A 25373-nucleotide genomic window follows, 5' to 3' on the forward strand; every position below is an offset into this window, starting at 1 on the left:
TGGAAAGACGCTGTGCGCGCCGAACTATGTGGCACTGCTGCGGCTGGGTTCCGGCGGCATCGCGTGGGACAACCCCGCAGACTGGCGCATGGCGGACTTGCCCGCCGATGACGCACGAAACTACATCCAGTGCGTGTCCCTGATCATCCACGGTGTGCCGGTGGCAAAGCCCGACTATCAGCCCGACATGGCGTACCGCTGTGCGCGGGCGGCCATCGGACGCAAGCAGGGGCGCGTGGCATGGTACGCCTGCCGGGACAAGCTGACCCCGGAGGAACTGCGGGACCGGCTGGCATCCTACGGCTGGGAAGAAGCAATTATGCTGGACGGCGGTGGCAGCACGCTGTTCTTCAGCAGGGACGGCGGCAGCTGGCACTGCGACGGTAACCGGGTGCTGTACAGTTACATCGTGTTTACCCTTAAAAAGCCCGTGACGGCGCGGCCCACATCCACCGGCGCGGCCGGACTGGCACTGATCAAACAGTTTGAAGGGTGCCGATTGAAAGCGTACAAGCCCTTTGCCTACGAAAAGTATTGGACCATTGGCTGGGGCCACTACGGCCCGGACGTGAAGGCCAACCAGACCATCACACAGGCAAAGGCCGACACCATGCTGGTGGATGAACTGAAGAAGTACGAAAAGTACGTGCTGAACGCGGCGTACTGCCCGATTACCGCCAGCCTGACGCAGAATCAATTTGACGCGCTGGTATCGTTCACCTACAACTGCGGGCCGGGCTGCTTGCAGACGCTTTGCAAAGGCCGCACGGCGGCGCAGATTGCCGCCAAGCTGCCGCTGTACAACAAGTCCGGCGGCAAGGCCATCGCGGGCCTGACGCGACGGAGGGTTGCGGAACAGAAGCTGTTTAATACGTAAGTGTCCGAATCGGGCACAAATAGAACCCCCATCAGCCATTATGGTTGGTGGGGGTTCTTTGCTATTCTGCGCGGTTTAACGCCGCAATCATCTTAAAATTTTGTTCCTATAAGTGTTCCTATTTTTAAAAAAATGTTCCTATTTTAAGATGTGATTAGGCAATTCAAGCAATCATTAGATAAAAGAAAAAACGCTTAAAGCATTGCAGCTCTAAGCGCTTTCTTGGTGGAGACTGGGAGACTCGAACTCTCGACCTCCTGCGTGTGAAGCAGGCGCTCTAACCAGCTGAGCTAAGCCTCCACATCCGATATAAACTTTTCGTACCCATCAGCCGTCGTTTTCACAACGTAGGATAGGTTGGTGACCCGTACGGGATTCGAACCCATGTTACAGCCGTGAAAGGGCCGTGTCTTAACCACTTGACCAACGGGCCATATCAACTTTTTCGGAAATCCCCCACGGGACACAATGTGTCCCGTGGGAATTCTGGTAGCGGCACCTGGATTTGAACCGGGGACACTGCGGGTATGAACCGCATGCTCTAGCCAACTGAGCTATGCCGCCGAATGCAATCGTCTCATGACGGGCGAGAATTACTATATCAGATAACCTGCATTTTTGTCAAGGGGTTTCGCGAAAATTCTATAAAAAAGGAAATTGCACGACGTTATCAGCCCCCGCCGGGAGCGCCAAAGCGCTCCCGGCAAAGGGTTTTCGATTTTTTCTTAGTACATGCCGCCCATGTCGGGAGCAGCAGGTGCAGCTGCGGGAGGCTCGGGCTTATCAGCAACCAAAGACTCGGTGGTCAGCACCATGGCGGCAACGGAAGCGGCATTCTCCAGAGCGGAGCGGGTCACCTTGGCGGGGTCGATGATACCGGCGGTCACCATGTCGCAATACTCTTCCTTATAAGCGTCGAAGCCGTAGCCAACCTTGCCAGAGGTGCGGACCTTCTCCAAAATCACGGAGCCGTCCAGTCCGGCATTGGCCGCGATCTGACGAATGGGAGCTTCCAGAGCCTTGGCAATCAGACGCACACCGGTCTTCTCGTCGCCCTCCACGCTGGCAATCAGCTCTTCCACGGCGGGGATCACGTTGATGAAGATGGTGCCGCCGCCGGCAACCACGCCTTCCTCAACAGCGGCGCGGGTGGCGTTCAGGGCATCCTCGATGCGGAGCTTCTTCTCCTTCATCTCGGTTTCGGTAGCAGCACCGACCTTAACGACGGCCACACCGCCAGCCAGCTTTGCCAAACGCTCCTGCAACTTTTCCTTATCGTACTCAGAGGTGGTGTTGGCAATCTGCGCACGAATCTGGCCAACCCGGTCCTTGATCGCGGAGGAATCGCCTGCGCCGTCTACAATGGTGGTGTTTTCCTTGCTTACCTTCACCTGACGGGCGCGGCCCAGCATATCCACGGTGGCGCTCTTCAGCTCCAGACCCACTTCCTCGCTGACCACAGTACCGCCGGTGAGGGTGGCGATATCCTGCAGCATCTCCTTGCGGCGGTCACCAAAGCCGGGGGCCTTGACGCAGACCACGTTCAGCGTGCCGCGCAGACGGTTGACGATCAGGGTGCTCAGGGCCTCGCCCTCCACGTCCTCAGCAATAATCAGCAGCTTCTTGCCGGCCTGCACCAGCTGCTCCAGCAGGGGAAGGATATCGGCGATCACAGAGATCTTCTTATCGGTAATGAGAATGTAGGCGTCGTCGATGACAGCCTCCATCTTCTCCGTGTCGGTGCACATATAGGGAGTGATATAGCCGCGGTCAAACTGCATGCCCTCCACGACTTCGCTGTAAGTCTCGGCGGTCTTGGACTCCTCAATGGTGATGACGCCGTCGGCGGAAACCTTCTCCATGGCGTCGGCAATCAGATTGCCAATCTGGTCGTCGCCGGAAGAGACAGCGCCCACGCGTGCGATATCCTTGGAGCCGTCCACCTTTTTGGACTGCTTCTTCACCTCGGCAACAGCGGCCTCAACAGCCTTGGCCATGCCCTTTTTCACCACGATGGGGTTTGCACCCGCGGCCAGATTCTTCAGGCCCTCGGCGATCATGGCCTGCGCCAGCAGAGTGGCGGTGGTGGTGCCGTCACCGGCAACGTCGTTGGTCTTGGTGGAAACTTCCTTCACCAGCTGCGCGCCCATGTTCTCAAAGGGATCGGGCAGCTCCACTTCCTTGGCGATGGTCACACCGTCGTTGGTGATGAGGGGAGCGCCGTACTTCTTGTCCAGAACCACGTTGCGGCCCTTGGGCCCCAGAGTAACCTTGACGGTATCCGCCAGCGTATCCACGCCGGCCTGCAAAGACTTGCGGGCTTCCTCGCCGCGCAGAATCAGTTTAGACATATCGCATTACCTCCAAAATTTAGAAGATGTTGTTGTGATTCACGCCAATTCGCCGCAGGCGAATCAATCAAAATCATTTTTGGCAGGGCGTGTACCTGCCAAAAATTCCGCTGTCCCAGCCGCCTTGGGCGGCGGTGCCAGTGCGCGCACTGGCGAGGGGAATTTAAAGGGGAAACGAAGTTCCCTTCTTTACTCAACGATGGCCAGAATGTCGCTCTGGCGCACGACGACATACTCCTCGTCGTCCAGAGAAACCTTGCTGCCGGAATACTGGCTGGTAATGACCTTGTCGCCGACCTTCACGGTCATGACCACGTCCTTACCGTCCACATTGCCGCCGGGGCCGACGGAAATAACTTCAGCCACAGAGGGCTTCTCTTTGGCGGAGCCTGTGAGGATGATGCCCCCCTTGGTGGTCTCCTCGGTCTCAACCATTTTCAGGATGACACGATCTGCAAGCGGTGTGAGTTTCATAGAAAACTGCCTCCTTATTATATAAAAGAATTTACAAAATCAGCGTTAGCACTCAATTCCTTCGAGTGCTAACGGTGCTATCATAGTACATTGTCTTCCGTTTGTAAAGGGGGTAACTATGAAAAATTTGTGAATTAGCAAAAGCTAGGCGGGAAAAAACGCCAAAACCAAAAACGAAAGGCGGCGTTTTAATCAGCCCCGCATTCTTGGCGCCACCGATTTCCCTGTTTCACCGACGGACACCCAGCGGTTCGCCGCAGTTTGTCCCCGGATAAACAGCGGCCGCCGCCGAAAATCCGGCGGCGGCTGTTGTTCTTTTATTGAAACGCGGCTCGCAGATACTACTTTTTGTATTTCCCTGTCGAAAAATCACTTTCCGTACATAAATAAGTCGCATTTCAGCATCCCGTTATAGAGCTTGCGCTTCTTATCTGCCTGTTTGCCAAAGGTCCGCTCAAACTCTGTGTGGGACGAGAGCACCAGCACCCGCCACTTGGGCGGCAGCTCCCGGCAAGCCAGACCAAAGATACGGTACAGCTCCTCCGCCTCCGCATGCTCCATCAGCCGCTCACCGTAGGGCGGGTTGGTCACAAGCTGTCCATACTCGCTGTCCCGGTGGAATTTTCCCGCGTCAGCCACCTCAAAGCGGATGCAGTCCTCCACCCCGGCAAGCTCCGCGTTGTGCTTTGCCAGCGCCACGGCCTCTGGATCGATGTCCCCGCCCCAGATGTCATAGGTCCCGTGGAATTCCTTATCCATGGCCTCGTCCCCGGCCTCCAGCCAGAGCTTGGTGTCCATGTTTTTCCACTTCTGGGCGGAAAAGCTGCGGTCAAGCCCCGGCGCCCGGTTCTTGGCGATCAGCGCCGCCTCGATGGGAATGGTTCCGGAACCGCAGAAGGGGTCGCAGAAGGGGTCCTTTCCCCGGTAGCGGGACAAGGTCACCAGCGCCGCCGCCAGCGTCTCCCGCAAGGGAGCGACCACGCCCTGCGCCCGATAGCCCCGTTTATACAAGCCCTCGCCGGAGGTGTCAAGGTAAAGGGTTGCCACATCCTTGACGATGGAGAACTGAATCTGATAGCGGCTGCCCGTCTCCGGCAGCGTCTCAAACCCGTATTTCTCCCCCAGCCGCTTGGCGGACGCTTTTTTCACAATGGCCTGACAGGCGGGGACAGAGTGGAGCTGCGAATTAATGGTATACCCCTTTACAGGGAATTCGCCGTCCTTCGGGATATAATTTTCCCACGGCAGGGCGTATACCCCTTGAAACAGCGCCTCAAAGTCCAAGGCGGGAAAGCTGCCAAGCTCCATCAGCACACGCGCGCCGCAGCGCAGGTTCACGTTCAGCCGGGCAATATCCGCCATCGTCCCCTGACAGTGGACCCGTCCGTTCTCTGCCCGAACCTCTCGTAAATTCAGCCGTTTCATCTCATCCGCCACCAGACTTTCCAGTCCGAACAGGCAGGGCACCGTCAGCGTCATGGGCTGCGCCTCCTTAAAAATTACAAAATCCATTTATTTTTTTCTCACTATAACAGATATCCGCGAAATGTGCAACGCACCGCCAGTCTTCGGCATAATCATTTAAAAAAATTTTTGAAACCTTTTGGTTCTCTCCAGCGTCTTTTATCAATAAACTTAGTTTTCCAGTCTCTGGCGGCTTCACCAGAAGAAAGCGGTACGGCGGGCTGGTATTTCGCATGAAAATATGTTATGATAACTTCATAGGATGGAGGATGTGCTTTTTGCACATTTTTCAAACCCGAGAGATTCCTGTAAAGGAGGTTTTTACAATATGATGATTTGGATTTGGCTGGGAGGCATTGTGCTGTTCGGCGTGGTGGAAGCTGCCACGGCAGGCCTTGTGTCCATCTGGTTTGTGGCCGGAGCGGTGGCCGCGCTGATCGCGGCGATTTTGAACGTCTCCATAGGTGTTCAGTTCGCAATTTTTCTTGCCGTCTCCGCTGTGGCACTGGCAGCCACCCGTCCGCTGGTGCGCAAGCTGAAAGCAGGCAAGCCCGTTCCCACCAATTTGGACCGGGTGATTGGTTTGACCGGCAAAGTCACAGAGACTGTGGACAACGAAAACGCCACAGGAGCCGTCTATGTGGACGGCAAGACTTGGACCGCCCGCAGCGCGGACGGGACCGTGCTTCCGGAGGGTAGTCTTGTCACCATTGCGAAAATGGAGGGCGTCAAGCTCTTTGTTGAAAAAAATAAAATTTTGGAGGGAATTAAATAATGCCGAGTATTGGAACGATTGCAGTCATTGTTCTGGTGGTTTTGATTTTGTTGCTGATCGTCAGCAACATCGTCATCGTTCAGCAGTCCAAGGCGTATGTGGTGGAGCGCCTTGGCGCATTCCGCACGGTTTGGAACGTGGGTTTGCATTTCAAAGTGCCGTTCGTTGAGCGGGTTGCTAAAAAGGTGTCTTTGAAGGAGCAGGTGGCGGATTTCGCGCCCCAGCCCGTGATCACCAAGGATAACGTCACCATGCAGATCGACACCGTCATCTATTTCCAGATTACGGACCCCAAGCTGTATACTTACGGCGTGGAGCGTCCCATGAACGCCATCGAAAACCTGACCGCTACCACGCTGCGCAACATCATTGGCGACATGGAGCTGGATCAGTCCCTTACCTCTCGCGACACCATCAACACCCGGATGCGCGCCATTTTGGACGAGGCCACGGATCCGTGGGGCATCAAGGTGAACCGGGTGGAGCTGAAAAACATTATCCCGCCCAAGGAAATTCAGAACGCCATGGAAAAGCAGATGAAGGCTGAGCGGGAACGCCGCGAGTCCATCCTGCAGGCTGAAGGCCAGAAGGCCAGCCAGATTTTGGTGGCCGAGGGCGAGAAGGAATCCGCTATTCTGCGGGCAGACGCCGCCAAGCAGGCCGCTATCCTGAAGGCACAGGGCGAAAAGGAAGCCCGCATCATGGCAGCTGAGGCCGAGGCGCAGGCCATCGCTCAGGTGCAGCAGGCCACCGCCGATGCACTGAAGCTGCTGAATGCCGCCAACCCCAACGATCAGGTGATCAAGCTGCGGGCTCTGGAGACGATGATGAAGGTGGCCGACGGCCAGTCCACCAAGATCATTATCCCTTCTGAGATTCAGGGTCTGGCGGGTCTTGCCGCCAGCGCCAAGGCGCTGCTGGAAGACGACGGCTCCGCCAAAAAGTAAATATTTCCATTCCGGTGCCGGGCTGACGATTTTTGTCAGTCCGGCGCTTTTTTTGCGCAACGCGCGCTCTGCTTCTGGACAAAGCGCATAGAATCGAAAGATTATTTTCCGAATTTTCATATTCAAACCCCAAAAAAGCTGTTATAATACCCCTATTATAAAGAAATGGAATGAGGGATACCATGCGGGAGTTCTGGAAAACGCTGATTCACGGATTGGAGGGCCATCAGCCCGTGTGTCTGGTAAGTCTCTTGTCCTCCGCCGGGTCCACCCCCCGAGGTGCCGGGGCTATGATGGCAGTGCTGGCGGACGGAAGCACCGCCGGAACCATCGGCGGCGGAAATGTGGAATTTGAGGCACAGAAACTGGCGGCGGAGGTGCTGTCTTCCGGCTGCGACCAGCAACAGGATTACCGCTTTGTGCAGGGCAGCCACCGGAGTTTAGGGATGGTCTGCGGCGGTGATGTGAGCGTACAGTTTCAGTACATCTCCCCCTCAGACGAGGCCGCTCTGGGGGTCTTCCGCGCACTGGTGGAGGCCGACGCGCAGGGCCGGGACGCGTGGCTTGTTCGGCGGCTGGAGGGCAGTCGCGTCACCGCTATGGGGGGCGGCAGCGCGTCGGATTTCCGCTTTCTCCCGGAAGGTCTGCTGACGGACAGGGCGGTTTTGACCCAAGGCGATCCCGCGTGGTTCTCCATCCCAGCGGTGAAAGCGGGCTGGGTTCACATCTTTGGGGCGGGGCATGTGTCCCGGGCGCTGGCGGCGGCGCTGCATCCGCTGGGCTTTCGCTGCGCGGTGTACGACGACCGGGCGGAATTTGCGGATCCCACGTACTTTCCCACGGCGGCGCGAGTGTCGGCATGTGACTTTGAAAAGCTGAACCTGACCATCACCCCCAGCGATTATGTGGTGGTTATGACCCGGGGCCATCAGGCGGACTACGAGGTACTGGCGCAGGTGCTGCGGTCCGGGGCGCGGTATCTGGGCTGCATCGGCAGCAAGCGAAAACTGGACCTGTGCCGGGATCGGCTGCTGGAGGCGGGATTCACAGTGGAGGAATATGCCGTTCTTCACGCCCCCATCGGTCTTTCCATCGGGGCGCAGACGCCGGAGGAGATCGCCGTGTCCGTGGCGGCGGAACTGATCGCCGTTCGGGCAGGGCTGGATTGGCGGCAGGATTCGTAAACCTTGCCAAACGGCACAAAACTGTGTACAATAGAGGCACTTTCAATCTCCGGCGGATTCCGCCGGACCTTACGGGAGGGTCGTTTATGAACCGCATCAGCAAGGAAAACTATTATTTGGACATTGCGGAGACCGTTTTGGAGCGGGCCACCTGCCTGAGACGTGTCTACGGAGCCATCATCGTCAACAATGACGAGATCATTTCCACCGGGTACAACGGCGCGCCCAGAGGGCGGAAAAACTGCGTGGACATGGGGTATTGCACCCGGGAGATGGCAAAAGTCCCCCGGGGAGAACGGTACGAGCTGTGCCGCAGCGTCCACGCGGAGGCCAACGCCATTATTTCCGCCGCCCGGCGGGATATGGCGGGCGGGACATTGTACCTTGTCGGACGGGACGCCAGAACCGGTGAACTGCTGAGCGACGCCACATCCTGTTCCATGTGCCGCAGGCAGGTTATTAACGCCGGACTTCAAAAAGTGGTCATCCGGCGGACAAAAACAGAGTTTGACGTGGTTTACGTATCGGACTGGGTGGCAGAGGATGATTTTCCCGCTTTGGACTCTTTGGACCCTCTGGATGCTCCGGGCGATTTGCCGTCTCAGTTGTAATTTCAGGAAGGAGGCCTTCTCTTGAAAACGGGCCTTGTCACCTTTTTTCACATCCATCACTACGGCGCGGTTTTGCAGGCTTGCGCCACGCAGCAAGCCGTGGAGCAGTTGGGAAGCGAATGTGAGATTTTCAATTACTATGTAAATCAGAATAATGACCTGTTCCGCAAGCCCACCGGTCTTGGCTCCGCCGTGGCGGACGCACACACGGCGCTCCACTATCGCGCCATGAAGGAGCGGTACGATCGGTTTGAGGACTTTGCTGCCAGCCACCTGCGCATTTCGCAGCGGCGGTACGCCAGCTTTGAAGAGTTGAAAGGCGCTCCCCCCTGCGACGTGTATCTCTCCGGCAGCGACCAGATCTGGAACCCGAAAATTTTTCCGGACGGGCACTTTGACCCGGCATTTTTCAGCCGGTTTACGGCGGGGCGGAAAATTGCCTACGCCCCCTCCTTTGGCATCCCCCACATTCCGGACGGGATGGAGGAGGAGCTGAAGAACTATCTGGACGGCTTCTCTCATCTCTCCGCGCGGGAGGCCAGAGGACAGGCTATCATTCAGGAGATCAGCGGGCGGGAGGCCCCCGTGGTGCTGGACCCCACGCTACTTTTGCGTCAGGAAGACTGGGGCAAATTCGCGGCGGAGCCGGAGCAGTCCGGGGGTTATATCCTCTGTTACTGCATCAGCAAGCCCGGCGCGCTGGAGCCGTATATCCGCCGCCTGCAGGAGGAAACCGGCCTTCCCGTGGTGCAGCTTTGCGGCATCCGCCAGAAGGTTCATCCCAAGGCGGACTGCGTGTTTTCCGCCGGCCCTGCGGAATTTTTGGGTCTGTTCCGCCGCGCGGCCTATGTCTGCACGAATTCCTTCCACGGAACGGTTTTCTCCCTGCAATTCCAAAAGCCGTTTTTCACCGCCGCCTCCCCCGCTGAAATGGCGGCGCCGGAGCAGTCCCGCATATACAGCCTTTTAAATCGGCTGGGCCTTGCAAACCGCATCATCGGCAAGGGCGACGCTGCTGGGCTGCTGGACAAAATTGATTGGCCCGCCGTCACGGAGCGGCTGGAACGGGAGCGGCGGAAATCTTTGGATTATCTGCGCGCCGCTCTCTTTGACAAATCGGTTTCCGCCGCGCCGGAATCGGCAGAGGAATCGGGCCTTCCGGAGCTTGCCTCCCACGCAGCCTGCACCGGCTGCACCGCCTGCGCCGCCGTGTGTCCCAAGGACGCCATCTCCATGGAGCGGGACAAAGAGGGCTTTTCCTATCCGGTGATTCAGCCCGAAAAGTGCATCCACTGCGGACGCTGTGTTTCCGTTTGTCCCGCCCTGCACCAGCGGGAAAGCCGTCCCCTTCCCGCGGTCTTCGCCGCTTGGAACAAGGACGATACCATCCGCAGAGACTCCACCTCCGGTGGCCTTTTCTCCCTTCTGGCACAGGACACGCTGGAGAGCGGCGGCGTGGTCTTCGGCGCGGCGCTGGACAGCAAGCTGCACCTGCGGCACATCGCCTGCTTTGAGTTGGAGGACCTGCGGCATCTGCGCGGCGCGAAATATGTGCAGAGCGATCTGAACGGCGTCTTCCGGGAGATTCGGGAATTGCTGAAATCCCGCCCCGTTCTCTTCTCCGGCACCTCTTGTCAGGTGGACGGGCTGTATCATTTCTTGGGCTTCCGCCCGGAGAACCTCACCACCTGCGATCTGGTGTGTCAGGGCGTGCCCTCCCCCGGAGTCTGGGAGGAGATGGTACGCTCCATTGAGAGCCACAAGCGCCGTTCCCTTCAAACGGTGCGTTTTCGCAACAAGGTCACCGGCTGGAAGGACAGTCACTTTACACTTCTTTATAAGGACGGGTCGGTGGACTCTGCGCCTCTGTTTCAATCGGAGTGGGGACGGGCGTTTGGCCGGGCGCTGTTTTTGCGGCCCTGCTGCTATCGCTGTCCGTATACCTCCATGTCCCGGGTGGGCGATTTCACGCTGGGGGATTTCTGGGGCCTTCGGCCTGATGAACTGCCGGAGCAGCAGGAACGGGGCGTCTCCCTCCTGATGGTAAACACGCCTCACGGAAGTCATGTTTTCGACCGTCTCCCCTTGGCGCGTCAATCCTTCCCGCCGGAGCGGGCCATTGCGGGAAATCCCCGGCTGGCCTCTCCCATCACTCCTCCGCCGGACCGGGCCGCGTTTTTTGCAAGCTACGCGCTGGAGCCGTTTGACGAGGTGCGGAAAAAGTTCCTTCACCTCCCCTCTCTTCCGGTGCGAATTGCCTCCAAGGCGCTCAGCCCGGAGGCAAAGGCGAAAATCAAAGCAAAGCTGAAATAAAACGGCACGGTATCCACACGAATGTACGGCGGCAGAATTTGCGACATTCTTGCTTCTATAAAACAGATGAAGAGCCTCGGCGCACCATTTTTCAGGTGCGCCGAGGCTCTTTTTGCAATTCTTTCAGACGTAACCGCCTCTTTCCGGCGGATTTCTACGTCTGTCCTTACTCTCTCAGACTCATGCCCGCGGTGCGCATCACCTGCTCCACCTGACAGGCCGTGGCGTCCTCGCCCTCCTGACTGGCAACGATCACGTCGGCATATTTCGCGTACATCGACTCCCGCTGACGGTAAATCTCGCGGATGGTCATATCCCGCGGCGCAGCAATTCCCCGATCCCACAAATCCTCCGGCATCCGGCCCTCGATCTCCCGCAGGGGCGTTTCCAGCCAGACGGCGACACCGTTTTTCCGTAGATGATCCATTGCTCCGCCGGAGAGCACCATGCTGCCGCCGGTGGCGATTACCGTGTCATGCAGATCAAGGCTCTCGCCGATCTTGCCCTCCAGCACCACAAACTCGTCCACTCCCATTTCCAGCAGCAGCTCTTTCAGCGTCTTCCCCGTCCGCTCACGGATCACGTCGTCCACATCCAGAAATGTATATCCCAGGCGTTCCGCCAGGGCCTTGCCCACGGCGCTCTTACCCGTACCCGGCATACCGATCAGAATCAGATTTTTCACAAGTTCCTCCTCAAAATGCTTCGTTGGACTATCAAATATCTCTAACGGCAGATCGCCGCATCCTTCCGCATCGACCAAGGAATTGCGGATCAGCCAACATTCGACAGGAGTCATTATAATTGTTTCGCGGACAAATGTCCACCAGTAATTTACACAAAAATGCCGCGCCGCCACAGCAGACAATCCGCACAGGAACACAGCGGGGAATTCTGTGGATTTTGTCAGTTGCAGGCGGTTAAAAATACAGATATAATAGGTATGACCTTTAAGGTATTACCTATAAAAATAGCAGTTATCAAATTTGATTATGAGGTGAGCAATATGAGCAGTCAGGTTCCACAATCCCGCACCATCCGCACCCAGCTGCTGATTGCCATGCGGGAGGGGGCCTACTCCGACTGCGAACGCCTGCCCCGCGAAAGCGTTCTGGCAGAAAAGATGGGCATCAGCCGCACGCAGCTGCGAGACATTCTGGCGTCTTTGGAACGGGAGGGCTTTATTACCCGCCGCCACGGAGTGGGCACGATTATCAACCGGCATGTGCTGTGCGTTCAAACGCGCATGGACATTGAGCTGGAATTTTTGGATATGATTGCCCAAAGCGGCCACAAGGCGGCAGTGGCCTTTGTCCGGGTATCCGACGGCGAGGCGGACGAGAAGATCGCCCGCCAGCTGCAACTCACCGTAGGCACGCCCATCATCCGCATTTCCCGGCTCTGCACTGCCGACGGAAAGCCCGCCATCTACTGCGAGGACATTGTGGAAAAGGCACTGGCAAAGGCAGATTACTCCATCAAGGACTTCAAACTCCCCATTTTCCACTTTTTGCGCCAGTTCTGCGGCGTGGTTCCTTACATGGATTTGACGGATGTGCGCCCGGCGGCGGCCGACCCCAACTTGGCGGAAATCTTCTCCATTCCCATCGGCACGCCGCTTTTGAATATGGACGAGGTGGATTTCGATATCGACGGAAAACCGGTCTTTTGTTCCAACGAGTATTTCATCGACGGCATTTTCAATCTGACCGTCATGCGCAAAAAACTCTGAGAAATTCACCCGCAAAGCAGTATCCAATCCAACCTTGCGGCCCAGCCGCATGACAAAAGAGGAGAACGAATATGAAAAAAGTTGCCGTCATTATGGGCAGCGACAGCGACTGGCCCGTGGTCAAAGGAGCCTGCCAGCAGTTGGAGGGCTTTTCCATCCCCTATGAGGCTCACATTCTCAGCGCCCACCGCACCCCGGCACAGGCGGCGGAGTTTGCCAAAAACGCCCGGGCGCAGGGCTTCGGCGCAATCATCTGCGCCGCAGGCATGGCCGCCCATCTGGCGGGCGCCTTTGCAGGCAACTGTACGCTGCCGGTGATCGGCATTCCCATGAGGGGCGGGGCCATGGACGGGCTGGACGCTCTGCTCGCCACCGTTCAGATGCCCAGCGGCATTCCGGTGGCCACCGTGGCCATCAACGGCGCAAAAAACGCCGCCGTTCTGGCGGCACAGATTCTGGCAGTCGCGGACGAAGACCTTGCCGCCAAGCTGGACGCGGCCCGCACCGCCATGGCGGCGCAGATTGCGGAAAAAGAGAAGGCACTGCAAGCCGAATTGGGAAACATTTAAGCAGCAGATCGGTTCTTTATAAAATCAAAAAATATTTTTTGGAGGAACGCATGATGGAAAAGCTGGAACAGATTTATGAGGGCAAGGCCAAAAAGGTGTTCAAGACCACCGATCCCGAGCGCTATATCGTGGACTATAAGGACGACGCCACCGCCTTCAACGGCGCAAAAAAGGGCACCATCGTGGGCAAGGGCGTGATCAACAACCAGATGACGAACTTCTTCATGCAGCGCATGGAGGCGGCGGGCATCCCCACTCACTTCGTGCAGGAGTTGAGCGAACGGGAGACACTGGTGAAAAAGGTTTCCATTGTTCCTCTGGAGGTCATCATCCGCAACATCTCCGCCGGTTCTTTCGCCAAACGGTACGGCGTGGAGGAAGGCATCGTGTTCGACGCGCCCACCATCGAGTTCTCCTATAAGAGCGATCCGCTGGACGATCCCCTGCTGAACGAGTATCACGCGCTGGCGCTGAAACTGGCAACCAAAGAGGAGATTGAGACGATCAAGAAGTATGCCTTCGCCGTCAACGATGTTCTCAAAGCCTTTTGGGCCGAATGCGGCGTAACGCTGGTGGACTTCAAGCTGGAATTTGGCAAAATTTCGGACGGGTCCATTGTTCTGGCAGACGAGATCAGCCCCGATACCTGCCGTCTGTGGGACAGCAAGACCCACGAAAAGCTGGACAAGGACCGGTTCCGCCGGGACATGGGCGGCGTGGAAGATGCGTATGCCGAGGTCATGAAGAGAATGAAGGCCCATGACGCAAACTGAGAATATGATTTTCCCGGAGCGCCGCTCCGGCGCGACCGAAAGCGGCGTATTGGGGATTGATATCCCCGAACGCCATCTCCACGAGGAGTGCGGCGTATTCGGCGTATTTTGTAAAGAGCCCCGGGATGTGGCCTCTCTCAGCTACTACGCGCTGTACGCCTTACAGCACCGGGGACAGGAGAGCTGCGGCATTGTGGTGAACGACGACGGGGTGTTCTCCTCCTATCGGGACGTAGGACTGGTGGGCGACGTGTTCACGCCGGAGCGTCTCTCGCCGCTGGGACAGGGCAACATTACCGTAGGCCATGTGCGGTACGGCACCACCGGCTGCGACAACAAGCGCAATGTTCAGCCCATTCTGGTCAATCACCATAAGGGCCGCATGGCTCTGGCTCACAACGGCAATCTCACCAACGCCCACGAACTGCGCGAGGAGCTGGAGTCTAAAGGCTCCATTTTTCAAACCACCTCCGACACGGAGGTCATCGCCTACATCCTCGTGCAGGAGCGGCTGCGCCAGCCCTCCATCGAGGAGGCGGTCTACACCGCCATGGACCGCATTGAGGGAGCTTACTCTCTGGTGCTTTCCTCCCCCAGTAAGCTCATCGCCGCCCGGGACCCCCACGGGTTCCGCCCGCTGTGCATGGGCAGACTGAAAAACGGGGACATCGTGTTCGCCTCGGAATCCTGCGCGCTGGACGCCATCGGCGCAAAGTTCGAGCGGGACATCCAGCCCGGCGAGATCGTGGTGGCGGACAAGCACGGCTTGCGCTCCGATACCCGCCGCTGCAACACCGCACCGCGAAAGCTATGCGTCTTCGAGTTCATCTATTTCGCCCGGCCCGACTCTGTGATCGACGGCTCTTCCGTCCAAACCGCCCGGCAGCGGGCGGGGGCGTTTTTGGCGCTGGACCACCCCGTGCAGGCGGACGTGGTGGTGGGCGTACCCGATTCGGGACTGGATGCGGCGCTGGGCTATGCCCGCCAGTCCGGCATCCCCTATGCGCAGGGCTTTATCAAGAACAAGTACATCGGCCGCACCTTCATCTCTCCCACGCAGGCCATGCGGGAGAGCGAGGTTAACATCAAACTCAATCCCATCCGCTCCGCCGTGGAGGGCAAGCGGGTGGTTCTGGTGGACGACTCCATTGTTCGGGGAACCACCTCCAAGCGAATCGTAAATCTGCTCCGCTCCGCTGGGGCAAAGGAAGTCCACATGCGCATTTCCGCGCCCCCCTTTGTGGCCCCCTGCTATTACGGGACGGACATCGACGACCCCAGCAAACTCATCGCCAACAACCACACCGTGGAGGAAATCGCGGCGCTGATTGGCGCGGACTCTCTGGGCTATCTCAGCCTTGCGGATGTGGAAAAGCTGGCGGATCAAACCGCGCCGGGCTTTTGTACCGGCTGCTTTGGCGGGGGGTACGCCACCAGCATCCCCACCGGGGGCAAGGATCGCTTTGAAAAAAAGATCAGTGAAAACGAGGAGGACAGCCATGCGTAGTTTTTCCGACAGCTACCGCGCCGCCGGCGTGGACATCGAGGCGGGATATCAGGGCGTGCAGCTGATGAAGCGGGACGTGGAACGCACGTTCATCCCCGGCGTTGTTTCGGACTTGGGCGGTTTTGGCGGTTTGTTCGCTCCGGCGCTTTCCGGCATGAAGGAGCCGGTGCTGGTTTCCGGCACCGACGGCGTGGGCACCAAGCTGCGCATCGCCCAGCTGCTGGACAAGCACGACACCGTGGGCATTGACTGTGTGGCCATGTGCGTGAACGATATCATTTGCTGCGGCGCAAAGCCCCTGTTCTTTTTAGATTACATCGCTATCGGGAAAAACGATCCGAAAAAGGTGGCCGCCATCGTCTCCGGCGTGGCGGAGGGATGTGTGGAGTCCGGCTGCGCTCTCATCGGCGGCGAAACTGCCGAACACCCCGGCATGATGGCTGCGGACGACTATGATCTGGCGGGCTTCTCCGTGGGTCTTGTGGACAAGCCGCAGATAATCGACCAGAAAAAGATGCAGGCCGGCGACGTGATTTTGGGTCTTCCCTCCTCTGGCATCCACTCCAACGGATATTCTCTGGTTCGGAAGATTTTTAACGTGGAGCACGCTAACCTGAACCTTTATTCCAACGAACTTGGCGAGACTTTGGGCGAGGCCCTGCTGACTCCCACCAAGCTCTATGTCAAGCCTGTTCTGGCTGCGCTGGAGGCTGCTGAGATTCATGGCGTGAGCCACATCACCGGCGGTGGATTTTTTGAGAACGTCCCCCGCTCCATTCCCGATGGGCTGTGCGCCAAAATCGAGAAAGCCAGCCTGAAAACGCCTCCCATTTTTAAAATGCTGGCTTCCATGGGCAGCGTCCCGGAGCACGATATGTTCAACACCTATAACATGGGCGTGGGCATGACGGTGATTGTCTCTAAGGAAACCGCAGGCGCGGCGCTGGACGCCCTCCATGCCAACCGCTGCGCCGCCTATCCCATTGGAGAGGTGATCTCCGGCGAGGAGAAGGTTTCCCTATGCTAAAACGCATCGCCGTGCTGGTCTCCGGCGGCGGAACGAATTTGGAGGCCCTGTTTGCCGCTCAGGAGAGCGGGCGCATCCCCCACGGGGAGATTGTTTTGGTCGTCTCCGGTACTGCCGGGGCCTATGCCGTGGAACGGGCGAAAAGTCACGGCGTTTCCGCCGTGACTCTGCCCCGGAAAGAGCTGGGTCAGACGGGGTTTGAAGAGGCCCTTTCCAACCAGCTGATGGACGCCCGCGTGGATCTGATCGTTCTGGCTGGATTTCTCTCCATCCTCTCTGCGGACTTTGTGTCTTCTTGGCCGGACCGCATTGTGAACATTCACCCCTCCCTCATTCCCGCGTTTTGCGGCAAGGGGTTTTACGGCCTTCATGTCCACGAGGCCGCGCTGGCCCGGGGCGTGAAGGTCACCGGGGCTACCGTCCATCTGGTGAATGAAATTCCAGACGGCGGACGCATCCTGCTGCAAAAGGCGGTGGAAATTCTCCCCGGCGACACGGCGGAAACGCTCCAGCACCGGGTGATGGAACAGGCCGAATGGGTACTGCTGCCCCAAGCGGTGGAGCAGCTTTGCGAGCAACTCGCTCAGGAGGAAAGGAGAGACAGATGAACGAACTGGAACTGAAATACGGCTGCAACCCCAACCAAAAGCCGTCCCGCATTTATCTGAAAGGCGGCGGGGACTTGCCCATTACCGTTCTGAACGGCAAGCCGGGCTATATCAACTTTCTGGACGCGTTGAACTCCTGGCAGCTGGTAAAAGAGCTGAAAGCCGCCACGGGACTTCCGTCCGCCGCCAGCTTCAAGCATGTCTCCCCTGCCGGAGCCGCCGTGGGAAAGCCCCTTGGCGATGTGGAGCGGCAGATGTATTTTGTAGACGCTGAGGCGGAACTGACGCCCCTTGCCTGCGCGTATATCCGTGCCCGGGGCGCGGACCGCCTCAGTTCCTATGGCGATTGGGCGGCTCTGTCCGACGTGTGCGACGGGGCCACCGCGAGCTATCTCAAATATGAAGTGAGCGATGGTGTGATCGCCCCCGGCTACACCCCCGAGGCGCTGGAAATTCTGAAACGCAAGAAAAAGGGCAGCTACAACATCGTGCAGATCGACCCGAATTATGTCCCCGCAGCGCAGGAATATAAGGACGTATTCGGTATCACATTTGAACAAGGGCGAAATAACTTCAAAATATCATTTGAACTTTTGTCGAATATTGTCACAAATAATCGCGATCTTCCGGAATGTGCAAAGCTGGACATGCTGCTGGCCCTCATTACGCTGAAATACACCCAGTCCAACTCCGTGTGCTATGTGAAGGACGGACAGGCCATCGGCATCGGCGCAGGCCAGCAAAGCCGCATCCACTGCACCCGGTTAGCCGGAAACAAGGCCGACAACTGGGCCTTGCGGCAGCACCCCATGGTGCTGGCCCTGCCCTTTGTCGACGGCATCCGCCGTCCCGACCGGGACAACGCCATCGACATCTACCTCTCCGATGAGTACGAGGACATTTTGGCCGACGGGGTTTGGCAGAACACGTTTAAAATCCGTCCTGAGCCTCTAACGGCGGCGGAAAAGAAATTGTGGATTGCGGCTCAATCCGGCGTCACCTGCGGGTCCGACGCGTTTTTCCCCTTTGGAGACAATGTGGAGCGCGCCCACAAATCCGGCGTGCAGTACATAGCGGAGCCGGGCGGTTCCATTCGGGACGATCATGTGATCGCCACGGCCGACAAGTATGGCATGGTGATGGCCTTTACAGGAATGCGGCTGTTCCACCACTAACTCGTCGCAAGCTCCGCATCCCTTGCTTTCCCGCAAGCGGGAAACCGCGCTCACTCCACTGCTCCTCGTCTTCCCCGGTAAACGCTTCGCTGGTTTTCCGAGGAGAAGGGACGAAGACGCGCAAGCGCAAGCTCCGCATCCCTTGCTTTCCCGCAAGCGGGAAACCGCGCTCACTCCGCTGCTCCTCGTCTTCCCCGGTAAACGCTTCGCTGGTTTCCCGGGGAGAAGAGACGAAGACGCGCAAACTCCAAAATTGCAGCAACGGAGACGCGTGCAGACCTCGCACAACTCTATGAACATTCATTCAGGGAGGGTCTTATGAACATTCTCGTTGTGGGCGGCGGCGGCCGCGAACACGCCATCATCAAAAAGCTGAAGGAAAACCCCCGGGTCTCCAAGCTCTATGCCCTGCCGGGCAACGGCGGAATCGCCGCCGATGCGGAGTGCGCACAGATCAGCGCAACCGACATCTCGGCAATTGTGGACTTTGCCAAGTCTCGCGGGGTAGACTTTGCCGTGGTGGCTCCGGACGATCCCTTGGCAAAGGGCTGCGTGGATCGGCTGCACGAGGCGGGCATCCCCTGCTTCGGGCCGGACGCAAAAGCCGCCCGCATCGAATCCAGCAAGGTATTCTCCAAAAATCTAATGAAGCACTATGGAATTCCCACAGCGGATTACGCCGTATTCAGCGACCCGAAAGCGGCGCTGGACTATCTGAAAACCGCCCGCTATCCCATCGTGGTAAAGGCCGACGGACTGGCTCTGGGCAAGGGTGTTTTGATTCCTCAGACTTTTGCCGAGGCGGAGGCGGCGGTGAAATCCATTATGGAGGACAAGGTCTTCGGCGCGTCGGGCAACGAAATCGTGGTGGAGGAATTTTTGACCGGGCCGGAGGTCAGCGTGCTGGCCTTTACAGACGGAACCGCCATCTCCCCCATGGTTTCCTCCATGGATCACAAGCGGGCGCTGGACGGCGACGCAGGCCCCAACACCGGCGGTATGGGTACCATCGCCCCCAACCCATTCTATACGCCGGACGTGGCCAAGGTCTGCATGGACACGATTTTCCTGCCCACCCTTGCCGCCATGCGGGCGGAGGGCTGCCTCTTCAAGGGCTGTTTGTACTTCGGCCTGATGCTGACCCCCGACGGCCCCAAGGTCATTGAATACAACTGCCGCTTCGGCGACCCGGAGACGCAGGTGGTACTGCCGCTTTTGAAAACCGATCTGTTGACGGTGATGCAGGCGGTGGAGAGCGAGACGCTGGCCGATCTCAACGTGGAGTGGTCAAGCGGCGCGGCGGCCTGCGTCATTCTGGCCTCCGGCGGGTATCCCGGTACTTATGAAAAGGGAAAGGAAATCACGATCCCCAACACCCTTGCCGCCAATGTCACCCTCTATCATGCAGGCGACACGCTGGACGGCGGCAGGCTGGTCACCAGCGGCGGGCGGGTTTTGGGCGTCACCGCCTCAGCGCCCACGCTGAAGGAGGCCCTTGCGGATGCCTACGCCGCCGCCGAAACCATCCAATTTGACGGCGTTTATATGAGACACGACATCGGCCGCAAGGCGCTGGCCGTGATGGAGGAACGATGATGGTACAACGGGTCTACGCTGAAAAAAAAGAACCTCTGCGGCAGGAAGCCGCCGCGCTTTTGAGTGAATTGCAATCCGTTTTGGGCGTCTCCGCCTTGACAGGGCTGCGCCTTGTGAACCGGTACGACGCGGAGGGCCTGACAACGGAAGATTTTCAGCGGGCCGTGAGCGCCGTGTTCTCCGAGCCGCAGGTGGACGACGTGTATACCGGTCTTCCCGCAGGAGAAACCGTGTTCGCCGTGGAATCCCTTCCCGGTCAGTTCGATCAGCGGGCGGATTCCGCCGCCCAGTGCATCCAGCTGCTCACCGGCGGGGAGCGCCCCGCCGTCCGCACGGCAAAGGTTTATCTGCTTTCCGGCGCACTGACGGAACAGGCCGTGGAAAAAATTAAGAACTACGTCGTCAACCCTGTGGAGGCGCGAGAAGCCTCCCTTGACGAAGCAGGAACCCTCCGGGTGGAGCATCCCGCTCCTTCCGCTGTGGAAACCGTGACCGGATTCACAATGTTGGACGGGGCGGGCCTTGCCGCTCTGCTGGACAAGCTGGGCCTTGCTATGGACTTGGACGACCTAAAATTTTTGCAGGCGCATTTCCGGGATGAGGAACGCCGCGACCCCACCATCACGGAAATCCGCGTGGTGGATACCTATTGGTCCGATCACTGCCGGCACACCACCTTTTCCACCCACATTGACCGCGTGGAGGTGCTGGACGCCGAAGTGCAGGCGGCCTATCAGGAGTATCTCAGCGCTCGGGAGGAGGTGTACGGCGCGTCCAAGGCCGCGCTCCGTCCCCAGACGCTGATGGACATGGCCACCATCGGCGCGAAGACGCTGAAAAAGCGGGGGCTGCTGCAAAATCTCGACCAGAGCGAGGAGATCAACGCCTGCTCCATTCACGTCACCGCCACGGTGGACGGGGAAGAACAGGACTGGCTGCTGCTGTTCAAAAATGAAACCCACAACCACCCCACGGAAATTGAGCCTTTCGGCGGCGCGGCCACCTGCATCGGCGGGTGCATCCGCGACCCCCTCTCCGGTCGGGCCTACGTCTATCAAGCCATGCGCCTTACCGGCTGCGGCGATCCCCGCGCGTCCATGAGCGAGACGCTTCCCGGCAAGCTGCCCCAGCGAAAGCTGGCGCAGACGGCGGCGGCGGGCTACTCGTCCTATGGCAACCAGATCGGCCTTGCCACCGGCGTTGTGAACGAGCTTTACCACCCGGGTTTTGTCGCCAAGCATCTGGAAGTCGGCGCGGTGGTGGGTGCGGCTCCGGCGGCAAACGTGGTGCGGGAGCGGCCCGCCCCCGGCGACGTGGTGATTTTGCTGGGCGGGCGCACCGGGCGAGACGGCATCGGCGGGGCCACCGGCTCCTCTAAGAGTCACAACCAAACCTCCCTCGCCACCATGGCCAGCGAGGTGCAAAAAGGCAACGCCCCGGAGGAACGGAAGATTCAGCGTCTGTTCCGGGACGGAAACGTCACCCGCCTTATCAAACGGTGCAACGACTTTGGCGCGGGTGGGGTCTCCGTCGCCATCGGCGAGCTGGCGGACGGCCTGACCATTGACCTTGACAAGGTACGCAAAAAGTATGAGGGGTTGGACGGCACGGAGCTTGCCATCTCCGAGTCGCAGGAACGCATGGCGGTGGTGGTAGCCCCCGAAAACGCCGATGCCTTTATCGCCGCCGCAGAACGGGAAAATCTGGAGGCATATCCCGTGGCCGTGGTCACGGAGAGTCCCCGGATGGTTCTCACTTGGCGTGGGCAGACCGTAGCCAATCTGAGCCGGGAATTTTTGGACACCAACGGCGCGGTCAAGCACGCGACCGTGGAGGTTTCAGAGGGAACCCACAACGCCAGCGATCTTCACGGGGAGAACGCCTCCTCCCTCCGCACCGTTGCCGCCAGTCTGAATACCGCGCTCCAGCGGGGTCTTGGGGAGCGATTCGACTCCACCATCGGAGCGGGCAGCGTATTAATGCCCTTCGGTGGAAAGTTCCAGCGCACCCCTGCTCAGGTGATGGCAGCGCTGCTGCCCGTTTTGCCGGGACAGGAGACGGAGGACTGCTCTGTCATGAGCTGGGGCTGCGAGATTTTCCAAAAAGGGCAGCCCAACCCCTATGAAAGCGCGTTATTCGCCGTGGTGGAATCTGTGGCAAAGCTGGTGGCCGCCGGATGCGACTACAAGACCGCGTATCTCACGTTTCAGGAGTATTTTGAAAAGCTGCGGGAGGAACCCACTCGCTGGGGCAAGCCCTTTGCCGCACTGCTTGGCGCGCTGCACGCCCAGCTGGGATTAGGCATTGCCGCCATCGGCGGCAAGGATTCCATGTCCGGGTCCTTTATGGATATGGATGTTCCCCCCACCCTGATTTCCTTTGCCATCGCGCCTGAGAAGGCGAAAAATATCCTCTCCCCGGAATTTAAAGAGGCCGGACACCCCGTCTACCTCTTCGAGACGGAGCCAAATGCCAAAGAGCTGGTGGATTTGAATGGCTGCAAGGCCATGTGGGAGAAGTTCCACGCCCTGTGCCGCGCCGGGAAGGTAAGAGCGGCTTGGGCCGTGGACTCCAGCTCCGCCGCGGCGGGCGTTGTAAAAATGACCTTTGGCAACCGCATCGGCTTTGCCGGTGCGGAAAACACGGGGCTCTATTCCGCCATGCCCGGCTCCATCGTGGCTGAGTTGACGGAAGATGTGGACTTCGGCGTTCTGGCGGGCCACACCATTAAGGCGGAAACCGTCTCCATCGACGGAGAAACCGCCTCCATCGCGGAGCTGCTGGCCCTCAGCGAGGGCGTTTTGGAATCCGTCTACCCCACGCGGGCAAAAACGGCGGCAGACCCCGTCCCCGTGCTCGAGGCACCCGCGTTCCACCGCATCGCGCCGAAAGTCGGCGTGGCAAAGCCCCGCATCCTGATTCCGGTCTTCCCCGGCACCAACTGCGAGTACGACAGCGCCCGGGCCGCCGCGCGGGCGGGGCTGGAACCGGAAATTCTGGTTCTGAACAACCAGAGCGGGCAGGGTGTGGCGGACTCTGTGGAGCGGTTTGTGAAATCCGCCCGCCAAAGTCAGATTATTTTTCTCCCCGGCGGCTTTTCCGGCGGCGACGAGCCGGACGGCTCCGGAAAATTCATCACGGCGTTCTTCCGCAACGCCGCCGTGAAGGATGCGACCCACGACCTGCTGAACAACCGGGACGGACTGATGCTGGGCATCTGCAACGGCTTCCAAGCCCTCATCAAACTGGGCCTTGTCCCCTATGGCGAGATTCGGGACACCGATGAAACCTGCCCCACCCTCACCTACAACGTCATCGGGCGGCACCAGTCCAAGATCGTCCACACCCGGGTGGCGTCCAACCGCTCTCCTTGGCTGGCGAAGGCCGATTTGGGCGGGGTCTACACCGTTCCCGTGTCCCACGGCGAAGGCCGGTTCCTGTGCAGTGAAACGCTTTTACAGGAGTTGGCGGAGAACGGGCAGATTGCCACCCAGTATGTAGATATCGAGGGCAATCCCTCCATGGACGTGGAGTGGAACCCCAACGGCTCCGTCTGGGCCGTGGAGGGCATTACCTCTCCCGACGGGCGCGTCTTCGGCAAGATGGGCCACGCGGAGCGCATCGGCCCCGCCCTGTACCGCAACGTCCCCGGCGACTATCATTTGCACCTGTTCGACGCGGCAAGGGATTATTTCTCCATTTGACCGTTGCTTTTTCCTGCAAACGTGGTATCCTAAGGAACAAGAAAAATTTTTTCGCGGCGCATCTCCCCGGCTCTGCCGGGGAGATGCCGCCATTCCAACTGAAACCCGAAATTCAACGAAAGAGGTGGCCGCATGGCATATTTTTTTGAAGAGCCCTCCCATACCTTCAGTGAATATCTTCTGGTTCCGGGTTACTCCTCCGCGGAGTGCGTCCCGGCCAATGTGTCTCTGAAAACTCCCATCGTGAAATTCCGGCGGGGCGAGGAACCCACTCTCACCGCCAACGTTCCCATGGTTTCCGCCGTGATGCAGGCCGTCTCCGGTGACGAGATGGGCATTGCGCTGGCCCGGGAGGGCGGCGTGGCCTTTATCTTCGTGTCTCAGCCCATCGAACAGCAGGCCGAGATGGTGCGAAGAGTGAAAAATTACAAGGCCGGCTTTGTCACCAGCGACTCCAATCTCCGGCCCGACTGCACCCTGAACGACGTGCTGGCTCTGAAAGAGAAGTCCGGCCACTCCACCATGGCAGTGACCGAGGACGGCACCGGAACGGGGCGGCTCTTGGGCCTTGTCACCAGCCGGGACTATCGCGTCAGCCGTATGGACGGCACGGAGAAAGTCTCCGACTTCATGACTCCCATGGAAAAGATTATTTATGCTCCCGAGGGCACCAGCCTGAAGGAAGCCAACAACATTATCTGGGAGCACAAGCTCAACGCCCTGCCCATCGTCTCCGCCAGCGGCAATCTGGTGGCCTTCGTCTTCCGCAAGGATTATGACACCCACAAGGGCAACCCCTTGGAACTGCTGGACAGCCAGAAACGCTATGTGGTGGGCGCGGGCATCAACACCCGCGATTACGAGGAGCGGGTCCCCGCTTTGGTAGAGGCCGGAGCGGACGTACTGGTGATGGACTCCTCCGAAGGGTACTCCGAGTGGCAGAAGCGCTGCCTGAGCTGGGTCCGGGAAAAATACGGCGACAGCGTGAAGGTTGGCGCGGGCAACGTGGTGGACGGCGAGGGCTTCCGCTATCTGGCAGACGCCGGAGCCGACTTTGTTAAAATCGGCATTGGCGGCGGCTCCATCTGCATCACCCGTGAAACAAAGGGCATTGGCCGCGGACAGGCCACGGCGGTGATCGACGTGGCCCGCGAGCGGGACAAATACTTTGAGGAAACAGGCGTGTATATCCCCTTGTGCGCCGACGGCGGCATCGTGCAGGACTACCACATGACGCTGGCTCTGGCCATGGGTGCGGACTTTTGCATGCTGGGGCGGTACTTCTCCCGGTTTGACGAAAGCCCCACCCAGAAGGTGCTCATCGGCGGCAGCTATATGAAGGAATACTGGGGTGAGGGCAGCGCCCGCGCCCGGAACTGGCAGCGGTACGATTTGGGCGGCGACAAGAAGCTCTCCTTCGAGGAAGGCGTGGATTCCTATGTTCCCTATGCCGGGGCTCTGGCGGACGGCATGTCCACAACGCTGGCCAAGGTGCGCTCCACCATGTGCAACTGCGGCGCGCTGACCATCCCGGAGCTGCGGGACAAGGCCAAACTGACGCTGGTATCCTCTGTCTCCATTGTGGAGGGCGGCGCCCACGACGTGCTGCTGAAGGACACCACCAATTCCGGCGGCAGAAACTGATTTTTGCCCCTCTTTTCAGGAAAGAAAACGGCGCTGTCCCTT

The 25373-nt window shown here is 58.9% G+C and carries 21 protein-coding genes and 3 tRNA genes; 16 read left to right on the top strand and 8 right to left on the bottom strand.

Annotation, left to right across the window (positions count from 1 at the left end):
• The coding region (locus ON16_RS15275; RefSeq protein WP_081579597.1) for a glycoside hydrolase family protein at window positions 1-877 on the top strand (877 nt) is incomplete at its 5' end.
• A gap of 223 nt (window positions 878-1100) precedes the next feature.
• Here ON16_RS15275 and ON16_RS04615 read toward each other — a convergent pair.
• From ON16_RS04615 to ON16_RS15525, 7 genes are all read right to left on the bottom strand, one after another.
• A tRNA-Val gene (locus ON16_RS04615) sits at window positions 1101-1177 on the bottom strand.
• A gap of 58 nt (window positions 1178-1235) precedes the next feature.
• A tRNA-Glu gene (locus ON16_RS04620) sits at window positions 1236-1310 on the bottom strand.
• A 54-nt stretch (window positions 1311-1364) separates the two neighbouring features.
• Window positions 1365-1441 (bottom strand) — tRNA-Met (locus ON16_RS04625).
• A 161-nt stretch (window positions 1442-1602) separates the two neighbouring features.
• Window positions 1603-3228, bottom strand: a complete 1626-nt coding sequence (groL, locus tag ON16_RS04630) for a chaperonin GroEL (protein ID WP_040659939.1) — start codon at window positions 3226-3228, stop codon at window positions 1603-1605.
• 189 nt (window positions 3229-3417) lie between these two features.
• Window positions 3418-3702, bottom strand: coding sequence for a co-chaperone GroES (locus ON16_RS04635; RefSeq protein WP_040659940.1), 285 nt, complete (start codon window positions 3700-3702; stop codon window positions 3418-3420).
• 369 nt (window positions 3703-4071) lie between these two features.
• Window positions 4072-5181, bottom strand: coding sequence for a THUMP domain-containing class I SAM-dependent RNA methyltransferase (locus tag ON16_RS04640; protein WP_081579623.1), 1110 nt, complete (start codon window positions 5179-5181; stop codon window positions 4072-4074).
• Window positions 5182-5279: 98 nt separating this feature from the next.
• On the bottom strand, window positions 5280-5459 hold the full coding sequence (locus tag ON16_RS15525) for a hypothetical protein (protein ID WP_144032051.1): 180 nt from the start codon (window positions 5457-5459) through the stop codon (window positions 5280-5282).
• Between the two features lie 35 nt (window positions 5460-5494).
• Here ON16_RS15525 and ON16_RS04645 point away from each other — a divergent pair, with 35 nt between their 5' ends.
• The 5 genes from ON16_RS04645 (at window position 5495) to ON16_RS04665 (ending at window position 10996) form a co-directional block, all read left to right on the top strand.
• A complete protein-coding gene (locus ON16_RS04645; protein ID WP_040659942.1) occupies window positions 5495-5941 on the top strand; it encodes an NfeD family protein in 447 nt (148 codons plus the stop codon).
• Window positions 5941-6888 (top strand): SPFH domain-containing protein, encoded by a 948-nt coding sequence (locus ON16_RS04650; protein ID WP_040659943.1) that lies wholly within the window; start codon window positions 5941-5943, stop codon window positions 6886-6888. The genes ON16_RS04645 and ON16_RS04650 overlap by 1 nt, the downstream gene beginning before the upstream one ends.
• A gap of 182 nt (window positions 6889-7070) precedes the next feature.
• On the top strand, window positions 7071-8072 hold the full coding sequence (locus tag ON16_RS04655) for an XdhC family protein (protein WP_040659944.1): 1002 nt from the start codon (window positions 7071-7073) through the stop codon (window positions 8070-8072).
• Between the two features lie 86 nt (window positions 8073-8158).
• A complete protein-coding gene (locus ON16_RS04660; RefSeq protein ID WP_040659945.1) occupies window positions 8159-8683 on the top strand; it encodes a deoxycytidylate deaminase in 525 nt (174 codons plus the stop codon).
• 21 nt (window positions 8684-8704) lie between these two features.
• Complete coding sequence (locus ON16_RS04665) at window positions 8705-10996, top strand: polysaccharide pyruvyl transferase family protein (RefSeq protein ID WP_040659946.1); 2292 nt, start codon at window positions 8705-8707, stop codon at window positions 10994-10996.
• Between the two features lie 166 nt (window positions 10997-11162).
• Here ON16_RS04665 and ON16_RS04670 read toward each other — a convergent pair whose 3' ends face one another.
• Entirely contained in the window at window positions 11163-11681 is a 519-nt protein-coding gene (locus ON16_RS04670; RefSeq protein WP_040659947.1) for a shikimate kinase, read from the bottom strand.
• A 321-nt stretch (window positions 11682-12002) separates the two neighbouring features.
• Here ON16_RS04670 and ON16_RS04675 point away from each other — a divergent pair, with 321 nt between their 5' ends.
• From ON16_RS04675 to ON16_RS04720, 10 genes are all read left to right on the top strand, one after another.
• Window positions 12003-12728, top strand: coding sequence for a GntR family transcriptional regulator (locus tag ON16_RS04675; RefSeq protein ID WP_040659949.1), 726 nt, complete (start codon window positions 12003-12005; stop codon window positions 12726-12728).
• A 71-nt stretch (window positions 12729-12799) separates the two neighbouring features.
• Entirely contained in the window at window positions 12800-13297 is a 498-nt protein-coding gene (purE, locus tag ON16_RS04680; protein WP_040659951.1) for a 5-(carboxyamino)imidazole ribonucleotide mutase, read from the top strand.
• Window positions 13298-13350: 53 nt separating this feature from the next.
• Entirely contained in the window at window positions 13351-14070 is a 720-nt protein-coding gene (gene purC / locus ON16_RS04685; protein ID WP_040660876.1) for a phosphoribosylaminoimidazolesuccinocarboxamide synthase, read from the top strand.
• Window positions 14057-15577 carry an amidophosphoribosyltransferase gene (purF, locus tag ON16_RS04690; RefSeq protein WP_243441768.1) on the top strand — a complete coding sequence of 507 codons (1521 nt, stop codon included), beginning with the start codon at window positions 14057-14059 and terminating at the stop codon, window positions 15575-15577. Before purC ends, purF begins: the two co-directional genes overlap by 14 nt.
• The gene (purM, locus tag ON16_RS04695; protein ID WP_040659952.1) at window positions 15570-16604 is read left to right on the top strand and encodes a phosphoribosylformylglycinamidine cyclo-ligase; all 1035 of its coding nucleotides are present in this window, start codon (window positions 15570-15572) and stop codon (window positions 16602-16604) included. The genes purF and purM overlap by 8 nt, the downstream gene beginning before the upstream one ends.
• On the top strand, window positions 16598-17212 hold the full coding sequence (gene purN / locus ON16_RS04700) for a phosphoribosylglycinamide formyltransferase (protein ID WP_040659953.1): 615 nt from the start codon (window positions 16598-16600) through the stop codon (window positions 17210-17212). Before purM ends, purN begins: the two co-directional genes overlap by 7 nt.
• Entirely contained in the window at window positions 17209-18387 is a 1179-nt protein-coding gene (locus ON16_RS04705) for a phosphoribosylaminoimidazolecarboxamide formyltransferase (protein ID WP_040659954.1), read from the top strand. Before purN ends, ON16_RS04705 begins: the two co-directional genes overlap by 4 nt.
• A 318-nt stretch (window positions 18388-18705) precedes the next feature.
• Window positions 18706-19983: a phosphoribosylamine--glycine ligase gene (purD, locus tag ON16_RS04710; protein ID WP_040659955.1), complete on the top strand. Its 1278-nt coding sequence runs from the start codon at window positions 18706-18708 to the stop codon at window positions 19981-19983.
• A complete protein-coding gene (locus ON16_RS04715; protein WP_040659956.1) occupies window positions 19983-23687 on the top strand; it encodes a phosphoribosylformylglycinamidine synthase in 3705 nt (1234 codons plus the stop codon). Before purD ends, ON16_RS04715 begins: the two co-directional genes overlap by 1 nt.
• Before the next feature lie 132 nt (window positions 23688-23819).
• Window positions 23820-25331: an IMP dehydrogenase gene (locus ON16_RS04720; protein WP_040659958.1), complete on the top strand. Its 1512-nt coding sequence runs from the start codon at window positions 23820-23822 to the stop codon at window positions 25329-25331.
• The last annotated feature ends 42 nt before the right edge of the window (window positions 25332-25373 follow it).

It is taken from the genome of Oscillibacter ruminantium GH1 (assembly GCF_000307265.1).
GTDB classification, from domain to species: Bacteria; Bacillota; Clostridia; order Oscillospirales; family Oscillospiraceae; genus Oscillibacter; species Oscillibacter ruminantium.

Bases quoted from the DNA above. Each gene is read 5' to 3' on its own strand.
- groL (WP_040659939.1), bottom strand. From the start codon at position 3,228: ATGTCTAAACTGATTCTGCGCGGCGAGGAAGCCCGCAAGTCTTTGCAG.
- ON16_RS04635 (WP_040659940.1), bottom strand. From the start codon at position 3,702: ATGAAACTCACACCGCTTGCAGATCGTGTCATCCTGAAAATGGTTGAG.
- ON16_RS04640 (WP_081579623.1), bottom strand. From the start codon at position 5,181: ATGACGCTGACGGTGCCCTGCCTGTTCGGACTGGAAAGTCTGGTGGCG.
- ON16_RS04645 (WP_040659942.1), top strand. From the start codon at position 5,495: ATGATGATTTGGATTTGGCTGGGAGGCATTGTGCTGTTCGGCGTGGTG.
- ON16_RS04650 (WP_040659943.1), top strand. From the start codon at position 5,941: ATGCCGAGTATTGGAACGATTGCAGTCATTGTTCTGGTGGTTTTGATT.
- ON16_RS04655 (WP_040659944.1), top strand. From the start codon at position 7,071: ATGCGGGAGTTCTGGAAAACGCTGATTCACGGATTGGAGGGCCATCAG.
- ON16_RS04660 (WP_040659945.1), top strand. From the start codon at position 8,159: ATGAACCGCATCAGCAAGGAAAACTATTATTTGGACATTGCGGAGACC.
- ON16_RS04675 (WP_040659949.1), top strand. From the start codon at position 12,003: ATGAGCAGTCAGGTTCCACAATCCCGCACCATCCGCACCCAGCTGCTG.
- purE (WP_040659951.1), top strand. From the start codon at position 12,800: ATGAAAAAAGTTGCCGTCATTATGGGCAGCGACAGCGACTGGCCCGTG.
- purC (WP_040660876.1), top strand. From the start codon at position 13,351: ATGGAAAAGCTGGAACAGATTTATGAGGGCAAGGCCAAAAAGGTGTTC.
- purF (WP_243441768.1), top strand. From the start codon at position 14,057: ATGACGCAAACTGAGAATATGATTTTCCCGGAGCGCCGCTCCGGCGCG.
- purM (WP_040659952.1), top strand. From the start codon at position 15,570: ATGCGTAGTTTTTCCGACAGCTACCGCGCCGCCGGCGTGGACATCGAG.
- purN (WP_040659953.1), top strand. From the start codon at position 16,598: ATGCTAAAACGCATCGCCGTGCTGGTCTCCGGCGGCGGAACGAATTTG.
- ON16_RS04705 (WP_040659954.1), top strand. From the start codon at position 17,209: ATGAACGAACTGGAACTGAAATACGGCTGCAACCCCAACCAAAAGCCG.
- purD (WP_040659955.1), top strand. From the start codon at position 18,706: ATGAACATTCTCGTTGTGGGCGGCGGCGGCCGCGAACACGCCATCATC.
- ON16_RS04715 (WP_040659956.1), top strand. From the start codon at position 19,983: ATGGTACAACGGGTCTACGCTGAAAAAAAAGAACCTCTGCGGCAGGAA.
- ON16_RS04720 (WP_040659958.1), top strand. From the start codon at position 23,820: ATGGCATATTTTTTTGAAGAGCCCTCCCATACCTTCAGTGAATATCTT.